This is a genomic window from Dactylosporangium cerinum, assembly GCF_042653625.1.
GTDB lineage: Bacteria > Actinomycetota > Actinomycetes > Mycobacteriales > Micromonosporaceae > Dactylosporangium > Dactylosporangium cerinum.
Map to the genome: position 1 here is coordinate 169,064 of NZ_JBHSIU010000014.1, position 19,360 is coordinate 188,423.

The 19,360-nt window shown below is 71.3% G+C and carries 20 protein-coding genes; 10 read left to right on the forward strand and 10 right to left on the reverse strand.

Going from position 1 to position 19,360, the window contains the following annotated elements:
• Positions 1–50 precede the first annotated feature (50 nt).
• Positions 51–554 carry a hypothetical protein gene (locus ACFPIJ_RS14610; protein WP_380115379.1) on the forward strand — a complete coding sequence of 168 codons (504 nt, stop codon included), beginning with the start codon at positions 51–53 and terminating at the stop codon, positions 552–554.
• Here ACFPIJ_RS14610 and ACFPIJ_RS14615 read toward each other — a convergent pair.
• Positions 551–1,408: a DUF3626 domain-containing protein gene (locus ACFPIJ_RS14615; RefSeq protein WP_380115380.1), complete on the reverse strand. Its 858-nt coding sequence runs from the start codon at positions 1,406–1,408 to the stop codon at positions 551–553. The two genes, ACFPIJ_RS14610 and ACFPIJ_RS14615, sit on opposite strands and share 4 nt — an antisense overlap.
• Positions 1,409–1,414: 6 nt before the next feature.
• Positions 1,415–3,133, reverse strand: coding sequence for a cation:proton antiporter (locus ACFPIJ_RS14620; RefSeq protein WP_380115381.1), 1,719 nt, complete (start codon positions 3,131–3,133; stop codon positions 1,415–1,417).
• Between the two features lie 61 nt (positions 3,134–3,194).
• Between ACFPIJ_RS14620 and ACFPIJ_RS14625 the strand changes: the two genes are divergently transcribed.
• Together ACFPIJ_RS14625 and ACFPIJ_RS14630 are read left to right on the forward strand one after the other, a co-directional pair.
• Entirely contained in the window at positions 3,195–4,004 is an 810-nt protein-coding gene (locus tag ACFPIJ_RS14625; protein WP_380115382.1) for a HEAT repeat domain-containing protein, read from the forward strand.
• An 86-nt stretch (positions 4,005–4,090) separates the two neighbouring features.
• Positions 4,091–4,330, forward strand: coding sequence for a hypothetical protein (locus ACFPIJ_RS14630; RefSeq protein WP_380115384.1), 240 nt, complete (start codon positions 4,091–4,093; stop codon positions 4,328–4,330).
• Between the two features lie 49 nt (positions 4,331–4,379).
• Here the strand turns inward: ACFPIJ_RS14630 and ACFPIJ_RS14635 are convergent, their stop codons facing one another.
• Together ACFPIJ_RS14635 and ACFPIJ_RS14640 are read right to left on the reverse strand one after the other, a co-directional pair.
• A complete protein-coding gene (locus ACFPIJ_RS14635; RefSeq protein ID WP_380115386.1) occupies positions 4,380–5,015 on the reverse strand; it encodes an HNH endonuclease family protein in 636 nt (211 codons plus the stop codon).
• Positions 5,016–5,234: 219 nt separating this feature from the next.
• Positions 5,235–5,957, reverse strand: a complete 723-nt coding sequence (locus ACFPIJ_RS14640) for a TetR/AcrR family transcriptional regulator (RefSeq protein WP_380115387.1) — start codon at positions 5,955–5,957, stop codon at positions 5,235–5,237.
• A gap of 93 nt (positions 5,958–6,050) precedes the next feature.
• On the opposite strand from ACFPIJ_RS14640, the gene ACFPIJ_RS14645 reads away from it, so the two are divergent.
• On the forward strand, positions 6,051–7,241 hold the full coding sequence (locus tag ACFPIJ_RS14645) for an FAD-dependent monooxygenase (protein WP_380115389.1): 1,191 nt from the start codon (positions 6,051–6,053) through the stop codon (positions 7,239–7,241).
• Positions 7,242–7,297: 56 nt separating this feature from the next.
• Positions 7,298–7,819 carry an RICIN domain-containing protein gene (locus ACFPIJ_RS14650; RefSeq protein ID WP_380115391.1) on the forward strand — a complete coding sequence of 174 codons (522 nt, stop codon included), beginning with the start codon at positions 7,298–7,300 and terminating at the stop codon, positions 7,817–7,819.
• 57 nt (positions 7,820–7,876) lie between these two features.
• Here the strand turns inward: ACFPIJ_RS14650 and ACFPIJ_RS14655 are convergent, their stop codons facing one another.
• The 5 genes from ACFPIJ_RS14655 to ACFPIJ_RS14675 all read right to left on the reverse strand — a co-directional run bounded on the left by ACFPIJ_RS14655 (position 7,877) and on the right by ACFPIJ_RS14675 (position 13,783).
• Positions 7,877–9,301, reverse strand: coding sequence for a class II fumarate hydratase (locus ACFPIJ_RS14655; protein ID WP_380115392.1), 1,425 nt, complete (start codon positions 9,299–9,301; stop codon positions 7,877–7,879).
• A 5-nt stretch (positions 9,302–9,306) separates the two neighbouring features.
• Positions 9,307–11,013 carry an NAD-dependent malic enzyme gene (locus tag ACFPIJ_RS14660; protein WP_380115393.1) on the reverse strand — a complete coding sequence of 569 codons (1,707 nt, stop codon included), beginning with the start codon at positions 11,011–11,013 and terminating at the stop codon, positions 9,307–9,309.
• A 75-nt stretch (positions 11,014–11,088) separates the two neighbouring features.
• A complete protein-coding gene (locus ACFPIJ_RS14665; protein WP_380115395.1) occupies positions 11,089–11,286 on the reverse strand; it encodes a hypothetical protein in 198 nt (65 codons plus the stop codon).
• Positions 11,287–11,335: 49 nt separating this feature from the next.
• The gene (locus tag ACFPIJ_RS14670) at positions 11,336–13,078 is read right to left on the reverse strand and encodes a CocE/NonD family hydrolase (protein WP_380115396.1); all 1,743 of its coding nucleotides are present in this window, start codon (positions 13,076–13,078) and stop codon (positions 11,336–11,338) included.
• A gap of 126 nt (positions 13,079–13,204) precedes the next feature.
• Positions 13,205–13,783, reverse strand: coding sequence for a TetR/AcrR family transcriptional regulator (locus ACFPIJ_RS14675; protein ID WP_380115397.1), 579 nt, complete (start codon positions 13,781–13,783; stop codon positions 13,205–13,207).
• Positions 13,784–13,865: 82 nt separating this feature from the next.
• Here ACFPIJ_RS14675 and ACFPIJ_RS14680 point away from each other — a divergent pair, with 82 nt between their 5' ends.
• The 5 genes from ACFPIJ_RS14680 (at position 13,866) to ACFPIJ_RS14700 (ending at position 17,844) form a co-directional block, all read left to right on the forward strand.
• Complete coding sequence (locus ACFPIJ_RS14680; protein ID WP_380115398.1) at positions 13,866–14,567, forward strand: SDR family NAD(P)-dependent oxidoreductase; 702 nt, start codon at positions 13,866–13,868, stop codon at positions 14,565–14,567.
• Positions 14,568–14,656: 89 nt separating this feature from the next.
• Positions 14,657–15,238, forward strand: coding sequence for an IS607 family transposase (locus ACFPIJ_RS14685; RefSeq protein ID WP_380115459.1), 582 nt, complete (start codon positions 14,657–14,659; stop codon positions 15,236–15,238).
• Positions 15,235–16,653 (forward strand): IS607 family element RNA-guided endonuclease TnpB, encoded by a 1,419-nt coding sequence (gene tnpB, locus ACFPIJ_RS14690; RefSeq protein ID WP_380115400.1) that lies wholly within the window; start codon positions 15,235–15,237, stop codon positions 16,651–16,653. The genes ACFPIJ_RS14685 and tnpB overlap by 4 nt, the downstream gene beginning before the upstream one ends.
• 28 nt (positions 16,654–16,681) lie before the next feature.
• Positions 16,682–17,062: a restriction endonuclease gene (locus tag ACFPIJ_RS14695; RefSeq protein ID WP_380115402.1), complete on the forward strand. Its 381-nt coding sequence runs from the start codon at positions 16,682–16,684 to the stop codon at positions 17,060–17,062.
• Between the two features lie 125 nt (positions 17,063–17,187).
• The gene (locus ACFPIJ_RS14700) at positions 17,188–17,844 is read left to right on the forward strand and encodes a class I SAM-dependent methyltransferase (protein ID WP_380115403.1); all 657 of its coding nucleotides are present in this window, start codon (positions 17,188–17,190) and stop codon (positions 17,842–17,844) included.
• A 25-nt stretch (positions 17,845–17,869) separates the two neighbouring features.
• Here ACFPIJ_RS14700 and ACFPIJ_RS14705 read toward each other — a convergent pair whose 3' ends face one another.
• On the reverse strand, positions 17,870–19,318 hold the full coding sequence (locus tag ACFPIJ_RS14705) for an RICIN domain-containing protein (protein ID WP_380115405.1): 1,449 nt from the start codon (positions 19,316–19,318) through the stop codon (positions 17,870–17,872).
• Between the last annotated feature and the right edge of the window lie 42 nt (positions 19,319–19,360).

The window sequence follows — 19,360 nt, forward strand, 5'->3', positions numbered from 1 at the left end:
CTAACGTTCTGTCCAGCACCACACCACGACTTCCCTGAGGGCGGACGAACATGAGCGAGCTCGACCCCGGCTACACCGGCGACGACCAGCCGGAGGCGCTCGACCCGGGCTACACCGGCGACGACCAGCCCGACACGTACGGCGGCGGTGGCGTGGACTACGGCCAGTACGAGACCGGCCAGGATCACGAGTCCCTCGACCAGCTGCACCAGACGTCCGGCAGCGAGGCCGACGCCAGCAACCAGTTCGCGGTCTACGAGCAGGACCACGCCTCGGCCGAGTCGACCTCGTTCGACCAGGGGCACCACGTCGAGTACACCAACCCGAGCGGCGCGCACTACGAGGAGTCGGACTTCACCTCCTACGACCACAGCGAGGCCGAGACCGACCACGTCTTCGCCGCCGAGGGCAGCGAGTCCTCGCACCAGGCCGAATTCTCCACCCTCGACACCCTGCGGGAGCAGCTCGACAGCGCCTTCACCTCGATCACCGGCGGTCACGAGGACGGCCCCGCCGACAGCGGCAACGCCGGACTGGGCGTCGCCTCCAACTAGGTTGTCAGTGAAGGCCGCTCCCGACCCGGGGGCGGCCTTTCGCCGAACCGGGCCAGGTAGTGCCAGACCCGCTTGAGATCCTGGTCGTCGTGCCGGCCGCTGCGGGCGGCCTCGCCGATCAGCCTGGGTGTGAGGTGGCCGTCGACGGCGATCCCGGCGCCGAGTTCGACGTACCGCGCGCCTCGATAATCGGGGTGCCGGCGAAGGTCTGCCACGGAGAGCCGGAACCCCTGGTGCCACTCGATCGGGCAGGGCAGCCGCCGGGCCGCCGTCTCGACGTCGGTGCCCCGGTAACTGGGGTCGAGCACGAGGGCCTCGACGTCGCCGTCGAGCCGGACCCCGCCGTGAACCTGCGCCTCGATGTAGTCGTCCAGCGCGTCCCGAACGTCGGCGATGGCAAGCTCGATGAGCGACATCCGATCGGCGACCGCGAAGGCCGTGGGCTCCAGGTGGCTGTCGGGATAGCAGAACGTCGTCCTCGCCAGGACCGCCGCGGTCAGCCGCAGGTGGGCCGATCCGAAGCGGGGTGCCGCGCCGACCTCCTTGCGGCGGAAGTTCAGCCCGCCGTAGACGGGCCTGACGTCCGCGGGGGCGTCGTCATAGGCGCCGCCGAACATCGCGTGTTCCCAGCGCCACCGGTCCCCGCCCGGATGCGCGGTCAGTCCGCCGTTGCTGGTGCCGGTGACGAACTGCGACAGGTACCTCCCGGCGGTGGCGAGGCCTCGCAGCATGGGCTCGCCACCGGCCGTGCGGTCGGGGTGGAAGTTGAGCGTGACCCGAAGGGACGCCTCGGCCGGTGGACCGGCCGACAGCGCGGCGACGTGCCGCAGCGCGCGCAGGCCCGAGAGGTGCATACCCGGTCAGTGCGCTTCGGCCGGGTCGAGGCTGGAGACCTCGGTGTCCAGCATGTGCTGGACGTGGCCGAGGGCGCGCGAGGTGTAGGTCCCGGACTCCCGCGCGTCGAGCAGCACGGCCTGCGCCGACTCCAGCAGCAGGCGGTGCAGCTCGCGGCGCTGGTGCGCGGCGCTGGACTCGGCCGGGTCGTGCGGCTGGGTGAGCGCCTGGCCGATGGCGGCGTTCTCCCGCCGCGCGGCCTCCAGGACGTCCGGGTCGAACGGCTGCCCGTTGGACTGCCGCAGGTCCGGATTGTCCAGGACGTCCTCGCCCTCGGCGGTGATCTCGCCGATGAGCCGGGTCAGCTCGCGCCGGTCGGCCTCGGCGTCGGTGCCGGCGATGCGCAGCTTGCGGATCAGCACCGGCAGCGTCGCGCCCTGCCCGAGGAGCGTGACGATCGCGACGGTGAACGCGATGAGGATCAGCTGCGCGCGGTGCGGGACGCTCTCCGGCAGCGACTGCGCCGCAGCGAGGGTGACGACGCCGCGCATCCCGGCCCAGGCGAGCGCCGCGCCGCCGCGCCAGCCGAGCCCCTCGGTGGTCAGGTACGCGTCGTCGGCCTGCCGCCGGCGCACCAGCGAGGCGAGCCAGCCGGCCCGCGCCGCGCTCTTCGCCGACTCGTGCTGCCGCTCGGTCAGCCGGACCAGGATGCCCTGGAGCCGGTCGGTGCGGGCCAGGGCGCGGCGCTGGTCGCGGCGCAGCAACGCGGTGAGCGGCAGCACGAACAGCACCCGCAGCAGCACCAGCGCGGCGGTCACCGCGAGCCCGATGAGCACGGTGCGGGCGACGTCGTCCTCCCCCTCCCGGACGTCCCGGACGACGATGACGATCTGGTACCCCATGAGCAGGAACACGCCGTTGTCCAGCAGGAGTTGCACGGTGCGCCAGTTGGTGCGCTCGCTGATGCGGTCCTGCGCGGTGAAGTGCCGCGCGCTCTGATGCCCGGTGACCAGCCCGGCGACGACGACGGCGAGCACCCCGGAGGCGTGGATCTCCTCCGCCGGGACGAACGCGAGGAACGGCACGATGAACGAGATGGCCGTGGTCAGCACCGGCTCGTCGAGCTTCGCCCGGATCCACACGGTCACGAACCCGGCGAGCAGCCCGATGACCAACCCGGCGGCGACGGCGAACGCGAAGTCGCCGACCACGTCCCACAGCGACACCACGCCGGCCGTCGCGGCGACCGCGGAACGGAGCATGACCAGCGCGGTCGCGTCGTTGATGAGCCCCTCGCCCTCCAGCACGATGACGAGCCGCGGCGGCAGGCCGAGCCGCTTGCCGATCGAGATCGCCGCGACCGCGTCCGGCGGGCTGACGACCGCGCCGAGCGCGATCGCGGCGGCCAGGCTGAGGTCCGGGATGAGCCAGTGCAGCAGGAACCCGACGGCGAGCGCCGAGATGACGACGAGCAGCACCGACAGGCCACCGATCGCCTTCACGTTGCGCCGGAAGTCGGTGGCGTGCACATTGACCGCCGCCGAGTACAGGATCGGCGGCAGCACCACCGTGAGGATCAGGTGCGGGTCGACGTCCAGATTCGGCACGAACGGCAGATAACTGGCCCCGATCCCGACGACGACCAGCGCGATGGGCACCGCCACACCGACCCGCGGCGCCACTTTCGCCACGGAGACGATGGCGAGGATCGCCGCGATCGCGAGGACACCGTGCTGGAGGTTCATACCGCAGTATTTCGCACGCTCCCCCGCCACTGATCACCCGGGTGGGTCCTAGGGTGATCCGATGACCCTCGACGAACTCCTCCACCGCGCGTCCGCGCTCGCGGACACCGATGCCGAGGCGCGCTGGGAAATCGTGGTCGAGCTGCACCGCCGGACCGACCGGGAGGCGTTCGAGGCGGCCTGCCGGTTCGCCCGCGCCGTCGGCACCGCCGACCGCGTGCTGGGGCTGGACATCCTGGGCCAGATCGGATTTGCGGCGGATCGTCCGTTTCTGGAGGAGACGCTGCCCGTCCTGATCGCGGCGGGCACGGACGACCGGCCCGACGTCATCGCCGCCGCCGTCACCGCGCTCGGACACGTCGGCGACCACCGGGGCCTGCCCGCGGTCCTGGGCCACGCCAGGCACGTCAGCGACGAGGTGCGGTACGCGGTCGCGGTCGCCCTACCCGCCGTCGCCGGCGACCCGCCCGACCCCCGAGCCGTCGCGGGGCTGATCCGGCTGAGCGCGGACGCCGACCCGGAGGTCCGGGACTGGGCCACGTTCGGGCTCGGCTCCCAGCTGGACGCGGACGGCGAGGACGTCCGTGACGCCCTGGCCGCGCGGCTGACCGACGAGGATGGCGACGCCGCCGGTGAGGCCCTGCTCGGCCTGGCCCGCCGCGGCGACCCGCGCACCCTGGCCCCGCTGCTCGCCTGGCTCGACGACGACCCGGGCAACCTCGTCGTCGAGGCGGCGGGCGCGCTGGGGGCGAGCGAGGCGCTGCCCGCGCTGCTGCGCCTCAAGGAGTCGGGCTGGCAGCTCCGGGACCCCCTGCCGTCCGTCCTGGACACGGCGATCGAGGCCTGCTCGCCCGGCTCGGCGGCGGCCTGACCCAGCGACTGTCCGCTGAGGGTCGCTGGAGGATTAGGATGCCCTCCTCCAGCGATCGCGGGACACAGGCACGAGAGGCGACGGACATGACCGAATCAGTCGAGACCCGGGGCGATCAGCGCGACGAGCTGCTCGCCGTCGACACGAACCAGGACGGGGTCGCCGACGTGCTGGCCATCGACACCGACGGCAACGGCAAGGCCGACCTGTTCCAGCTCGACAGCGACGGTGACGGCGCCGTCAACGTCACCATGGTCGACCTCGACGAGGACGGCATCATGGACGTCAAGGTCGACGGCGACGGCGGGCACCCGCTGGCGAGCTGATCGGCAGCGGCGCCGGGGCGCGGGCGCGCCCCGGCGACCGCCGCGCGGGTCAGGAGGAGCAGGTGTTGAGCATGGTCTGCAGCGCGGACTTCTCCGCGGACTGCAGCTTCAGCGCCCAGTAGTGCTTCACCGCGATCCACATCTTCGCGTAGGTGCAGCGGTACGACGACAGCGACGGCTGCCACGTCGACGGGTCCTGGTCGCCCTTGGACTGGTTGACGTTGTCGGTGACCGCGATCAGCTGCGGACGGGTGAGGTCGTTGGCGAAGCTCTGCCGCTTGGCGGTGGTCCAGGAGCTGGCACCGGAGCGCCACGCCTCGGAGAGCGGCACGACGTGGTCGATGTCGACGTCCGAGGCGGCGGTCCAGGTCGCGCCGTCGTACGGGGAGTACCAGCGGCCGGAGGTGGCGGCGCACGAGCTGCTGGTGACCACCGACGTGCCGTCGCGCTTGAGGACGGTCTCGCGGGTGTCGCAGGCGCCGCTGATGGTGATCCAGTGCGGGAACAGGTCACGGGAGTAGCCGCTGGAGGAGCCCTCGGCGGCGACGGTCAGCGCAGTGAGCCAGCTCTGCGCCGTCGCCTTCGACGGGATCCCGGTCGGGGCCGCGGCGGCGGGTGCGGTCAGGGCGAGCGCGGCGAGCGCACCGGCCAGCAGCGCGGCGAGCAAACGGGACGGTCGGGTCATTCCTGCTCCGATCGGACGTGCGGCGATGAAGGCGGCACCGGTACCGGCACCGCCGTCGACAAATATCGACGATCACCAGTGTCAGGTGCGACGGCCGTGGCGTGAACATCCCGTGGACGTCCTACGACGCAACAGATGCAGCCGTCATCACCGACCGTTCACATCCGAACGGGCGCGGAGGTTCAGCTTGCGGGCGGGCGCGTCAGCGCCTCGACCCGGTCAGGAGGTAGCGCGGCGGGTGATCAGGAGGTCGAGGCCGTCGAGGATCCGGTCGAGGCCGAACTCGAACGCCTGGTCCTGACCGCCGTCGGCCGCCGCGGCGGCCATCGTCGCGGCCAGCGCCGGGAAGCGGTCGCCGTGCCGGCGCAGCTGCTCGGCGATCTCGGTGGCCAGGTCCTCCTCCGGATGCCGGCCCACCATGAACTGCTGGGCGATCGCGCGGACGTGGCCGGCGAGCACCGCGATCGCGTCGAGGCGCTCGGTCCCGGTCAGGCCCGCGGACGGCAGGATGGTCACCGCGCACTCCATCCAGGCCAGCTCGTTGGGGCCGACGGGCCGGGGGCCGAGGGTCGCCTCGACCGCCCAGGGGTGCCGCACGTGGGCCTCGAGCAGGTGCCGGGCCCACTGCTTCAGCGCCGCCCGCCAGCCGTCCGGGTCGCCGGACGGGTCGCCGGACAGGTCGACGGGCAGGTCGACGGCCGGGGGCGCGCCGATCGCCCGCTCGACCATGAGCGCGACGAGTTCGCCCTTGCTCGTCACGTAGCGGTACAGCGACATCTTGGTGAACCCGCGATCGGCGGCCACCCGCTGCATGGTCACCGCCGCGAGTCCTTCGGCGTCGGCGATGGCGATCCCGGCGTCGGCGATGTGCTCGGGCGTCAGCGTGGGCTTGGGTCCCCGGGTCGGTTGCGCCCGGCCGCCCCACAGGAAGTCACTCGGCACCGTGATCAAACCCCCGGAATGTTGTCACTCGAACTGTCTCCATGGTACACAATAATAACCGTGTCCGTCGGACACTGTTTGGAGGAGTGAGCCATGAAGACCGTCCTGATCTCCGGTGCCAGCATCGCGGGGCCGGCCCTGGCGTACTGGCTGGGGCGGCACGGCTTCCGGCCGACCGTCGTCGAGATCGCCCCGGCCCTGCGCGCCGGCGGCAACCGGGTCGACTTCCGCGGCCGGACCCACCTCGGCGTGCTGGAGCGGATGGGCGTGCTCGACGACCTGCGCGCGGTGCAGACCGGCGGCACCGCGATGCGGTTCGTCGACGCCGCCGGCCGCCGGCTGATGGAGCTGCCGGCCCACTTCGCCGGCGGCGACATCGAGGTGCCCCGCTTCGACCTGGCCCGGGTCCTGCACGAGCGCAGCCGCGACACCACCGAATACCTGTTCGGCGACAGCATCGCGGCCATGTCCGACACCGCCCGCGGCGTGGACGTCACCTTCGCCAGCGGCACGCGTCGCACCTTCGACTTGGTCGTCGGCGCCGACGGGGTGCACTCGGCCGTGCGCCGGCTGATGTTCGGCCCGCAGGTGCGCTTCGTGCGGCACCTCGGCTACTACGTGGCGACCTGGGGGCTGCCCAACGACCTGGGCCTCGACCGGCACTCGGTGCTGTTCACCGCGCCCGGCCGGATGGCCAGCGTCGGCGGCGACCACCGCGACCCGTCCAGGGCCGGCGCCTTCGTGGTGTTCGCCGCGCCCCGCATCGACTACGACCGGCACGACCAGGACCAGCAGCGCGACATCATCCGCGCGCGGTTCACCGGGATGGGCTGGGAGGTGCCGCGGCTCCTCGCCGCGCTGGACGGGGCGACGGACCTCTACTTCGACGCGATCTGCCGGGTCGACGTCCCGTCGTGGTCACGTGGCCGGATCGCGCTGATCGGCGACGCCGCCGCCGGGGCCACGATCGGCGGCATGGGCACCGGCACCGCGGTGGTCGCGGCCTACGTCCTCGCCGGCGAGCTGGCCGCCGCCGGTGGCGACCACACGGTCGCGTTCCCCCGCTACGAGCGGCTGCTGGCCGACTTCGCCCGGCGCTGCCAGAAGGGCGGCGACACCACCGGCCGGTTCTTCGCGCCGCGGACCGCGACGGCGGCCCGGATGCGCAACTGGCTGCTCAACCGGCCGCCGCTCATGGCCATGATGCTCAAGACGGCCGAGGACCGCAGCACCGACATCGACCTGCCGGACTATCGTTTCAGCGCCGTTTCAGGGCCGTCCTGAACCCTCCTCGGTGCACCGCCAGAGCGGCGGCGCACAACCGAAGGTGGGTACGAGAAGTGATCACGATCGTTCGCCGGGTCCTGCTGGCGCTGGTCCTCGGGGCCGGGCTGGCCATCACGCCGGTCGCGGCGGCGCAGGCCGCGCAGGCACCGGTGTGGAGCTCCTGGGACGTGGCGCACAGCGGGCAGTGCATGGACGTCCCCAACTGGGGCACCAGCAACAAGCTGCAGCTGCAGCAGTCCCCGTGCAACGGCTCCACGGCGCAGCTGTTCAACCTGGAGCCGGTCGGCGACGAGGGATTCTACCTGATCCGCAACTACAACAGCGGCAAGTGCCTCGACGTGCGGGACCGCAGCAAGTCCAACAACGCGGTCGTCCAGCAGTACACCTGTCACGGCGACACGAACCAGTGGTGGTTCCAGATCGAGATCACCACGGTGCCGGGCTACTACCACTTCGTCAACCGCAACAGCTGGAAGTGCCTGACCGTCCGCGACGGCAGCATCCTGGCACTCGCCAAGCTCGTCCAGTACGACTGCAACGCCGGCGGCGTGACCACGCACCAGGCGTGGCGCTGACCGCAACCGTGACCGCCCCGGCTCCCGCGCGGAGCCGGGGCGGTCGTCTGCACGGACTCAGCCGCCGTGGGTGAGGGCGAGGGGGTCGACGACCCGGTCGAAGAGCTCCTCGCTGACGCCGTTGGCGAGGGCGGCCTGCTTGAGGGTCAGGTCGTGGGCGATGGCGTGGTGCGAGATGACCGCGGCCTTGTCGTAGCCGATGAGCGGTGACAGCGCGGTCACCATCATCACCGAGCGTTCCACATTGGACGCCAGCTGCGGCTCGTTCAGTGCGGCGCCCTCGACCATGTAGGAGCGGAAGTGCTCGGACATGTCGGCCAGGATCCGCGCCGAGTGCAGGTAGTTGTCGATCAGGATCGGGCGGAAGGCGTTGAGCTCGAAGTTGCCCTCGGCGCCGCCCATGGTGACGGCCACGTCCGAGGCGATGACCTGGATGGCCACCATGAGCATGGCCTCGGCCTGGGTCGGGTTGACCTTTCCCGGCATGATCGAGGAGCCCGGCTCGTTGGCCGGCAGCAGCAGCTCGTGCAGGCCGGTCCGGGGGCCGGAGCCCAGCCAGCGCAGGTCGTTGGCAATCTTGAACAGGGTCACCGCGAGGGACTTGAGCGCGCCGTGTGCGCGCACCATCCGGTCGAGGGTGCCCTGCGCGGCGAACGGGTTCGGTGCGGCCTGGAAGGGGGCGCCGGTCATCGCGGCGATCTCCCGGGCGACCTGCGCGCCGAAGCCGGTGGGGGCGTTGAGCCCGGTCCCGACCGCGGTGCCGCCGACGGCCAGTTGCAGCAGCCCGTCGGTGGCGTGCTCGACCTCGGCGATCGCGTCGTCGAGGGCGGCGTGGTAGCCGGACCACTCCTGGCCGACGGTCAGCGGGGTGGCGTCCTCCAGGTGGGTCCGGCCGATCTTGACCACGTCGTCCCACGTCCGGGCGTGCTGCGCGAGCGCGTCACGCAGCCGCTTCAGGGCCGGGATGGTCCGGTGGGTCGTCATCGTGTACGCGGCGATGTGCATGGCCGTGGGGAACGTGTCGTTGCTCGACTGCCCCATGTTGACGTGGTCGTTGGGGTGCACCGGCCGCTGCGAGCCGAGCGTCCCGGCGACCAGTTGGATGCAGCGGTTGGAGATGACCTCGTTGACGTTCATGTTGGACTGCGTCCCCGAGCCGGTCTGCCAGACGTAGAGCGGGAACTCCTCGTCCAGGGCCCCGCTGGCGACCTCGTCGCACACCCGCTGGATCAGGCGTCCCTTCCACGCGGGCAGCCGGCCGGCGCCGGTGTTGACGACGGCCGCTGCCTTCTTCACGATGCCGTAGGCGTGGTACACCTCCTTCGGCATCCGGTCGTCGCCGATGTTGAAGTGTTCGAGGCTGCGCTGGGTCTGGGCGCCCCAGTAGCGCCCGGCGGGCACGTCGACGTCGCCGAGGCTGTCGAACTCGCGGCGGGTGCCGGTGGCGGCCAGGCCGATGGGGATGTCGTGGACGGTGGCCATGCGCGTCACCCGGCCCGGACCGGGCGGTACTCCGGCTGCCACATCGCGTCCTGGACCTGCTGGACCGGGTCCTTGAGCGGGGCCTGGGCGAGGTGCTCCGCGGCGGCCTGCTTCGCGACGGCGACGGCGACGGTCGCCGACACCTGCCGGAGGTTCTCCACCTGTGGCAGCAGCGACGCGCCCGGGGTGCTCACGGAGACCAGGCCGGCCACCGCTTCGGCGGCCGCGGCGAACATCCCGTCGCTGATCCGCTTCGCCCGGGCCACCACCGCGCCGAGGCCCAGCCCCGGGTACAGCAGGGCGTTGTTGGCCTGGCCGATCGCATACGTGACGCCCTCGTACGTCACGGGTGGCACGGGAATGCCGGTGCTGATGAGCCCCCGGCCGCCGGTCCACGCGATCAGGTCGCTGGGCATCGCCTCGATGCGCTCGGTCGGGTTGGACAGCGGGAAGATGATCGGCCGGTCGACGTGCCGGGCCATCTCCTTCACGATCGCCTCGGTGAACGCGCGGTGCACGGTCGAGGTGCCGATGAGCATGGTCGGCTGCGCGTTGGCGACGACCTCGGCGAGCCCGATCCCGCCGGTGCCGGCCCATTCCCTGGCCTCCGCGGTGGGCCGGGCGTAGGGGTTCTGGAAGTCCCGCAGGGCGGTCATGTCGTCGGTGAGCAGGCCCTGCCGGTCGACGCACCAGATCCGGCGGGTGGCGTCGCCCCGCTCGAGGCCGTCGCGGACCATCGCGTCGCGCAGCTGGTCGGCGATCCCGACCCCGGCGGTGCCGGCGCCGAAGATCACGATCCGCTGGTCGCGCATCCGGGTGCCGGCCACCCGGACGGCGCTGAGGGTCGCGGCGAGCACGATCGCGCCGGTGCCCTGCATGTCGTCGTTGAAGGTGCAGATCCGGTCGCGGTACCGCTCCAGGATCCGCCGGCCGTTGCTCGGGCCGAAGTCCTCCCAGTGCAGCAGCGCGCCGGGGAACAGTTTCGTCGCGGTCCGCACGTATGCGTCGATGAAGTCGTCGTAGCGCTGCCCCCGGACACGGGAGTGCCGGTTGCCGACGTAGTCCGGGTCGTTGAGCAGCGCCTCGTTGTTGGTGCCGACGTCCAGCGACACCGGAATCACCCGGCCCGGGTCGATCCCGGCGGCGGCGGTGTAGACGGCGAGCTTGCCGACGGCGATGCCGATCCCGCCGGCGCCCCAGTCGCCGATGCCCAGGATCTCCTCGGCGTCGGAGGCGACGATCAGGTCCACGTCACCGGCGCCCAGCCCCAGGTCCTGAAACGCCGCCTCGATCCGGTCGGGCTCGGCGATCGACAGGTACACCCCGCGCGGGCGGCGGTATTCGTGGCTGTACCGCTTGATCGCCTCACCGACCGTCGGGTCGTAGACGACCGGCAGCATCTCGCGCAGGTGCTCGGTCAGCAGCCGGTAGAACAGCACCTCGTCGTTGTCCTGCAGCATCGCCAGGAAGACGTTCTTCAGCAGGTCGGTCGGCTGCTCGTGGTACTGCTCGTACACCCGCCTGACCCGGTCCTCCAGGGTCTGCACCGCCGCCGGCAGCAGCCCCTCCAGGCCCAGCTCCGCGCGTTCCTGCCGGGTGAACGCCGTGTTCTTGTTCAGCAACGGCGTGTCGAGCACCTCCACGCCGCGGGCCGAGGTCACGCTCGATCCGTCCTCGACCCAGAACCTTCGTTTCGCCGCGACAGCAGTCATGAGCACGTCCTCCGTTCAACGGGCACGGCCTCTGGTTCGCCACGTTCGCCGAAGGGCCTACCCGTTGCCGCCGGCTTACACCTCGCCGAGCCAGATCGGCTCCAGACCGCCCGGCGTGCGGTGGAACAGGAACGGCCGCAGCGGGGCGGCGCCGTCCAGGGCGGCCGGGTTGCCGCCGGTGGGCGCCGCGCCCCAGGCGGCGACGGCGCCGGCCTCGCCGGGCAGCCTGACGTCATGCGCCTCGACGTGGTGCGGGAGGCCCTCCGGCCACACGAAGTGCGTGCGCCACGCACACCGTCACGCTCCTCACCGGTCGCTGCGACTACCGTGCCTGGACCGGCAGCCGCAGGTAGGAGGCGTGCGCGCCACCGGTGTGGATGACGTGCTGCCCGCTGTTGGCCGGGGTGTACTCGACCAGCCTCGGCATCATCGTCCCGAGCAGGTTCCGGCCGCTGACGACGAGGCGGAGCTGCTCGCCGGGGTGGAAGACGAGCCCGACCGGCAGCAGGTCGATCTCCACGTCGACGATCCCGCCGGGGGCGAGCTTCTCGACCCGGTCGAAGCTGTGCGCCGGCACGTCGGCGGTCGACAGTGTCTCGTCGAGGTGGCGCAGCGAGACCCGCAGCCGCCCGTCGGATCCCTTGTACCGCAGGATCGTGGCGCCGCGCTCGGTGAGGTCCTGCACCATCGGGCCCTGGTTGGGGGTGGTGAACGCCTGCAGCGGGGTGCCGTGCGCGTCGAGCTTCTGGAGCAGGACGAACAGGTCCATGTCGTCGGCGCCGCGGGCCTCGACCCACAGGTGGGCCTTCGGGTAGCCGACGAGGACGGTCTCCTGGTCGAACCGGACCACGAAGGAGACCAGATCCGGGTTCGCGCCGACGTCGTAGGCGGCCGGCACCGCGTCCGCCGGCGCCGTCGTGGTCAGGGCGCGCGAGCGGCCGTCGAGGTAGTACCTCGTCGGGGTGACGTCGGCCGGCGGGAACTCGCCCGCGGCGACGCCGACCCGGTCACCACCGCGAAGGTCCAGCAGGCTGTACCGGACGCGCGGCGTGCGCTCCCAGCCGTTGTCCTCGCCCTTGAGGTAGTGGTCGAAGAACCGGCGCAGGTCCTCGACGTTGGCCTCGTCGTAGTAGTCCGGCCACTCCTGGGTGTTGTGCACCCGCAGCCACTTCTCCGCCGAAGCCATCCGCCGCCAGGCGCGGAACGTCCCGGCGGTGTGCAGGGTGTTGGAGTAGCTGGCCACCACGTAGGCCGGCACCGTGATCCGGTCGAAGTCCGGGATCTTGTGCTGCCACAGGTCGTTCATCAACGGGTACCGCTCGGCCTCCGCGACGATGTCCTCCTTGCGCCCGAGCCCCCAGAAGCTGAAGTCCCGCAGCTGGCGGGCGAACCCGGTGTCCGGCATCCCGCCGCGCAGCACCAGGTCGCGGTACACGTCGCTGACGCCCTCCCACGGGTTGATCGCGGCCAGGTGCGGCGGCTGCTCGGCCGCGGTGAACCACTGCGACACCGCGAGATAGGACGTCCCGCTCATCGCGACCTTGCCGGTGCACCACTCCTGCCCGGCCAGCCACTCGATCAGGTCGTAGCAGTCCAGGCCCTCCTGACGGTCCCACAGGACGCTGTCGCCCTCGGAGTCGGCCACGCCGCGCACGTCGGGGTTGCAGATCCCGTAGCCCCGCGCGCACCAGTACGCCGGGTCCGGGCCCTCGAACTTCGCCAGCCCGGAGACGATCCCGTTGTCCAGCCCGACCAGCCCGAACACGCCCATCACGCTGGTGGAGGTGCCCTGGCCCTTGCCGTACGGGCTCCACGCCACGATGACCGGCACCGGCTGCGTCCCGGCGGGGCGCAGCACGTCGACGTGGATCGTCACGCCGTCGCGCAGGACCACCGGCACGTCCTTCTCCAGCACGATGTCGACCGGGATCGGCCGGAACGGCGGCGCGATCTGAAAGCCCGCCGGCAGGGTCCGGGTCCCCGGGTCGAAGCCGCTCAGCAGGCCGTACCGGTCACCCGGCTCCAGCGGGCGGGACGGCATGAACACCTTCAGGTCATCACTCATGGCGAACTCCTCGATCGGTCCGACGTCCGGCGCCCGAACGGCCGCATGGCGGGGCCGTTCGGGCAGCTCAGCACGCCCGTCTCGGAGCAATATAAACACGTGTTGAGATTTTCGGAAGGGCGCCGGCTAGCGCGGGCGCAGGCCGTCGATGAAGAAGCGGGTCCGGCGGTCGTAGTCCTCGCGCGAGGGTGCCCGCAGCGCGCGGAGGGCGAGCCCGTTGGCGACGTCGGCGTAGTACAGGTCGCCGGCGGTGAAGTCCTCACGGAGCACGCCCGCGTCGTGGCCCCGCCGCAGCAGCCGTTCGGTCATGTCCGTGGCGGCCGTCGCGAGCGCGACGAGCTGCGCGGAGTTCGGGTAGAGCATCAGCAGCGCGTCGGTGAAGGCGGGTTCGCGGTACTGCAGGTCACGCCGGTCGCCGACGTAGGTGGCGATGGCCTGCCACGGGGCGTCGACCCGGCCGGCCCGGTCCATGATCGCGTACATCTCGGCGGCGACGAGCTCGCCGATCACGGCGTCGATGAGCCCGTCCCGCCCGCCGAAGCGGTTGTACACGGTGGCCTTGCTGACCCCGGCCGCCGCGGCGATCTCCTCCAGTGGCGTGCCCAGTCCGCGTCCACGGAACGCGGCGATGGCGGCGGCGCGGATCTGGGTGACGTTGCGGGCGGCGTCGGCCCGCAGGGGCACCCCCGACGTGCTGGAGTTCACGCACCTCACGATAGCAACTTGACGGCACCGTCAACTTGACCCTAGCGTCAAGTTATCCGCCAGCCGTCGTGAGGGAGTCGCCGTGTCCAAGTCGATTGCCGTGCTCGGGGCCGGCCCGGGCCTGGGTCAAGCCGTCGCCCACCGGTATGCGCGCGAGGGCTACGCCGTCGCCCTCGTGGCCCGCCGCCAGGAGCCGCTCGACCAGCTCGCCGCCCAGCTGACCGGCGCCGGGGCGCGAGCGCACGTGATCGTCGCCGACCTCGCCGACACCGGCGCCGTCCCGGAACTGGCCGGACGCATCCGCGCCGCGGTCGGCGACCCGGACGTGCTCTACTACGGCGCCTCCGCCAACGGATTCATCCCGGTGCTCGAGCTGACCCCGCGGCACGCGCTGGACCTCCTGCCGCTCGGTCTCTCCACGCTGCTCGCACTGACGGGCGAGTTCCTGCCGGCCATGCTCACCCGGGGCAGCGGCGCGATCCTGAGCGCGCAGGGAGCCAGCGCCGTGCACGGCAATCCGCACATCGCCGGCGGCGTCATCCTGGCCGCGCAGCGCAACTACCTGCAGGCACTGCACGCCGCGGTCGCCGGCCGGGGCGTCTTCGTCGGCGGGCTCTACATCGGTGCCGCGATCGAGCACACGCCGTTCCACGCGCGGCTGCGGGCGGCCGAGGCCGCCGGCGAACCCGTCCCCGGCATCCCCTCGGTCGACCCCGCGCACCTTGCCGACCTGCTCTGGAGCATGCCCGACACGGCCGGCCAGCCGGAGCTCACCTATCCGTGATCGGGTGGCGGGCCCGCCGCCGACGGGGCTGACTACAGTTCACTAGTTCGTGAGCATCCGTATGTATCCGTGAGTGTTAGTATCAATGGATTAAGCTTGCCGAGTGGGCACGGCGTAACGGTGTGCACCCACAGACCGCGTATCGCTGGTTCCGTGAGGGGACCATGCCGGTGCCCGCTCGGCGACTCCCGTCCGGCACGATCATGGTGGATGTGGCCGACGCCGCCCCGCAGGGGCAGGTCGTGGTGTATGCCCGGGTGTCGTCGGCCGACCAGCGCGACGACCTGGACCGTCAGGTGGCCCGGGTCACCGCCTGGGCCACCGGGCAGAACATGGTCGTCTCCCGCGTGGTGACCGAGGTCGGGTCCGCACTCAACGGCCGGCGCAAGAAGTTCCTCGCGTTGCTACGCGACCCGGCCGTGTCGACGATCGTGGTCGAGCACCGCGACCGGTTCGTCCGTTTCGGCGCTGAGTACGTTGAGGCCGCGCTCACGGCGCAGGGCCGCCGGCTGCTCGTTGCCGACCCCGCCGAAGTCGACGACGACCTGGTCCGCGACGTGACGGAGATCCTGACGAGTCTCTGCGCACGGCTGTACGGCCGGCGAGCTGCGGCGAACCGGGCAAGCCGAGCCGTCGCCGCCGCCACCGCAGACGCGGGAGACCTGCCGTGAAGCGGTACGAGCCGCCCGCCGGTTGGACGGTGCAGGCGTACAAGTTTGCTCTCGATCCGACTGTCACGCAGGTGGGCGGGCTGCGGCGGAACACCGGCGCGGCCCGGTTCGCGTACAACCACATGCTGCGCCGGGTCTGCGCAGTGAAAGCGCAGCGCGCCGCCGAGGCCAGCTACGGGGTGGCCGAGGCGGACCTGACGCCGTGGCAAGGCTGGTCTCTGCCGGACCTGCGCCGGACCTGGAACGAGATCAAGCATTGGGTGGCGCCGTGGTGGGCGGAGTGCTCCAAGGAGGCGTTCAACACCGGCCTGGCGAACCTGTCCGCCGCCCTGGGAAACTGGCACGCGTCGCGTACCGGTGCCCGCAAGGGGCGCCGGATGGGCTGGCCCCGCCCCAAGAAGAAGCACGCCCACCGGTCCGCCCGGTTCACCACCGGCGCGATCCGCGTCGACCCGGACTACCGGCATGTGGTGCTGCCCCGGCTGGGACGCATCCGCGCCTGCGAGTCCACCCGCAAACTGGCCCGCCGGGTACAGGCAGGTACTGCGCAGATCCTGTCCGCGACCGTCTCCGAAACCGCCGGCCGCTGGTTCTGCTCATTCCAGGTCGCCGTCCGTCGCACCGTCGGTCGTCCGGCGCACGCACCCAGGACTGGGCGGGTCGTCGGCGTGGACGCCGGGATCAAGCATCTTGCGGTGCTTTCCACCGGCGAACTGGTGCCGAACCCGGCTCCGTTCAAGGCCGCCCTGAAGAAGCTGGGCAAGGCGCAACGCCGGGCCTCTCGGCGGATCGGCCCGTTCGACCCAGCTACCAAGCGCAAACGAACCGCGTCGAACCGGTGGCACAGGGCGCAGGAGCGGGTCGCGAAGCTGCACGCCACGGTTGCCGCCGTGCGGGCCGACTCGTGGCACCAGCTCACCACCCGACTGGCTCAACAGTTCGACACGATTGTGGTCGAGAATCTGCATGTGGCCGGGATGGTCCGCAACCGCAAGCTGGCCCGGTCCCTGACCGACGCCGCCCCGGCGACGCTGCGCCGGCACCTCGGCTACAAGACCGGCTGGTACGGCAGCACGCTGCACGTGGCCGACCGGTGGTACCCCAGCTCCAAGACCTGCTCAGGCTGCCAGACGGTGAAACCCAAGCTGTCGCTGGCCGAGCGCACCTTCGACTGCACCACGTGCGGGATGTCCCTAGACCGCGACGTCAACGCAGCACGCAATCTCGCCGCCCTCGTGCGGCACGTCGACCTGGAGTTGCCGGGCGACGCTAAAACAGGACGTGGAGCCTACGTAGGACCCGTAAGACCTGCACCCGCAGGCGGGGCAGCGGGCCGCGAAGCGTCTAGACCCTCCTGGGTCAACGCCGCCCGGCAACGGACGGCTACCGATCGTGTGCTCACATTTGCCCGCTGAAAGGTAACGGCTGGACGGGACCTACGTCATGGACGTCACGGCCCGCTTCCGGCTGGCCGGCATGGATTTCCTGATCCTGTTCGAGTGCAAGCGCCACAAGGACCCAGTCAAACGGTCCGACGTGCAGGTCCTGCTCGCCAAGCTCCAGTCCACGGGCGCCCAGAAGGGCGTGGTGGTGGCCGCCACCGGCTTCCAGAGCGGCGCCCTCGAGTTCGCCGAGGCCCACGGCATCGCCTGCGTCCGCCTGGTCGACACCGCGTGGACCTACATCACGCGCCACAGCGCAACGGCCGCCCCACCCGTCCCCACCGGCCGGTACTGCGCCTACGTGATGACCCCCGACGGCGACGACGCCTATGACTTCACCCCGCTCGACGGCGCCGCACGGTCGACCTTGATCCCTGGCTGAAGCGCACCGCGCCGAACAGCGCCACGACGAACAACGGCACCGTGGTCAGTCCCATCGCCCGGCGCCACCTCGTCGGACCGGACCGGGTCTGGCCAGGCCTACCGATCCTGCGGGATAGTCGATGGATGGGTGACGGTGAACGGCTGGCGGCGTTGCTGGACGAGCAGGCCTCGTTCTACCGGGCGGTAGCGGGCGAGTACGACGACCACGCGCTGCCGTTCCCCGGCGGTGACGAGCTGTCCGAGGCGCTGGACGCCTTCCGGCCGACCGGCAGCGTGCTCGAACTCGCCTGCGGTCCCGGCACCTGGACGCCCCAGCTGCTGCGGCACGCCGCCGACGTCACGGCCGTGGATGCCTCGGCCGAGATGCTCCGCATCGCCGCGGCCCGGGTCGGCCCGCAGCCGGCGCGGTTCATGACCGGCGACGTGTTCGAGTGGCGGCCGGAGCGCCGCTACGACGTCGTGTTCTTCGGGTTCTGGCTGTCACACGTCCCGGCCGAACGGTTCGCGTCGTTCTGGTCGCTGGTGGCCGACTGTCTGGAGCCGGACGGACGGGTGTTCTTCGTCGACGACACGCACCGCACGGCCGAGGAACTCATCGAGGGCGAGGATTCCCCGGTGATTCAACGCCGGCTCACCGACGGGACGGCCTACCGGATCGTCAAGGTTCCGCATCGGCCCGAGGACCTCGAACAGCGGCTCGACCGGCTCGGCTGGCGCATCAAGGTCCGTTCGACCGGGCCGTACTACTGGGGCAGCGGAGACCGGCGGCCCGGCAGGTAGTGCACCGGGCCGCCGGATCGCCGGATCAGGCGGGCAGGGTCACCCGCTGCGCGTTGGAGCCGTTGCAGTCCCAGATCTGCAGCTGGGTGCCGTCGGTGGTGCTGCCGGCGTTGTCGTCCAGGCAGCGGCCGGACTGCGGGTTGCGCAGCGTCTGCCGGGCCGTGTCGTAGGTCCACTGCTGGGCGCCGGTGCCGTTGCAGTCCCACAGCTGGAGCTTGGTGGCGTTGGCGGTGCCGCCCGAAGCCACGTCGAGGCACTTGCCGACGGCCCGGATCGAGCCGTCGCCCTGCACCGTCCACTGCTGGGCGGCGCCGCCGTTGCAGGACCAGATCTGGATCCTGGTGCCGTTGGCGGTGCCGGCCGCGTTGACGTCGACGCACTTGCCGACGCCGACCATGGTCAGCGGGCCGGTCCTGGTGCCACCGCCGCCGTTGCCGCCGTTGATCAGGAACCGGTTGTTCGCGACGTTCCAGTGGGTGGCGAGGTAGGAGCCGGCCGGCGGGTTGGTGTTGAAGTAGTCGTTCTTGTTGCAGTCCAGGCGGTTGTCCTGGGCCTGGTCGGCGCAGACGATCCGGACGGAGGTGCCGGGCCCGTCGTTGTAACACATGATGTCGTAGTCGTCGGTGCAGTGGCCGTACGCCGTGTGGTTCGGCGACGAGCTCATCACCGCGCCCATGGCGTGCGTCAGTTCGTGCGCGGCCGGGCCGGGCGACCAGCAGCCGGAGTCGACCCGGCTGTAGCTCGCGCCCGAGTTGTTGGCGTTGTTCTGCCCGGGCTGGTCATCGAGCGTCACGTACGCGACGCCACACAGCGCGGTCGCGTCCACGTACATCAGGTACTTGCGGTCGGTGCGGTTGTAGCCCGCGTTCTTCAGCGCGTTCACTGAGTTGCCGAAGTCGCTCAGCGCACTGTTGGCGATCGACACGTTCGTGACCGCGATGTTGCAGCCGCTGTCGGTGACGAACCGGATGTGCCGGGTGCCGCCGGTCTGCGCGGCGCTGGCGCTGTAGATGTCGTCGACGCCCTGCGTCCAGGTGCGGATCGAGGCCAGGTACTGGTTGTAGCGGTCGGCGTTGCCGGAGCCGCGCACGTAGAGCACCTGGACCCGGTTACCGCTCTGCCCGTCGCCGTCACAGACGACGGCGGCTGCGGCCGTCCCGGCGGCCGCGAGGTTCGCCGGCAGCGGCGCGACGGACTCGGACACGGTCATGCCCGGAAAGGTGGCGTCCGGGCCGTGGGTGCAGGCACCGGGGATGCTCTTGACCTCCATCATGCCCTTGCAGCGGCCGGTGCCGGCCCGGAAGCCGTCGTAGACGAGCCCGCGGGCCGCGTCGTTGGCCGGCATGACGGTCGAGGCGCCGTCCCGGGCGGCGGTGCCGGCAAGGGAGTCCGGGATGTTGAGCGCGGCGGTGCCCAGCAGGACGGCCGCCCCGATGAGCAGGAACCGTTTCGGTCGGCGGAACAACGTTTTCAAAGACACTCCCTTGGCGGAAGGAATGCATGGACCCATATGACA